At 51.7% G+C, this 331-nt stretch carries 1 protein-coding gene; it reads left to right on the top strand.

Translation table 11 applies throughout. The features are described 5' to 3' along the window. Positions 1 to 331, top strand: a 331-nt coding sequence (locus SB660_RS19490) for an amino acid permease (protein WP_410583897.1), incomplete at both ends; no start/stop codon positions are given.

Here is a 331-nt window from a genome sequence, read left to right as displayed (position 1 = left end):
GCCATATGACAATGATTTCGATTGCCGGTGTAATCGGAGCCGGCCTATTTGTAGGCAGCGGTTCAGTGATTCACTCGACCGGTCCGGGTGCCGTTGTTTCTTACGCGTTAGCCGGATTATTGGTGATTTTTATTATGAGAATGCTGGGGGAAATGTCCTCCGTCAACCCGACAAGCGGTTCGTTTTCACAGTACGCGCATGACGCCATCGGTCCTTGGGCCGGTTTTACGATCGGATGGCTGTATTGGTTTTTCTGGGTCATCGTCATTGCCATTGAAGCCATTGCAGGCGCCGGAATCATACAGTACTGGTTCCCGGGCATTCCGTTATG

The organism is Bacillus sp. SIMBA_005 (assembly GCF_046535585.1).
Classification (GTDB): Bacteria; Bacillota; Bacilli; order Bacillales; family Bacillaceae; genus Bacillus; species Bacillus pumilus.
The sequence above is the reverse complement of the archived record's forward strand: the minus strand, read 5'-3'. Positions and strand labels throughout refer to the sequence as shown.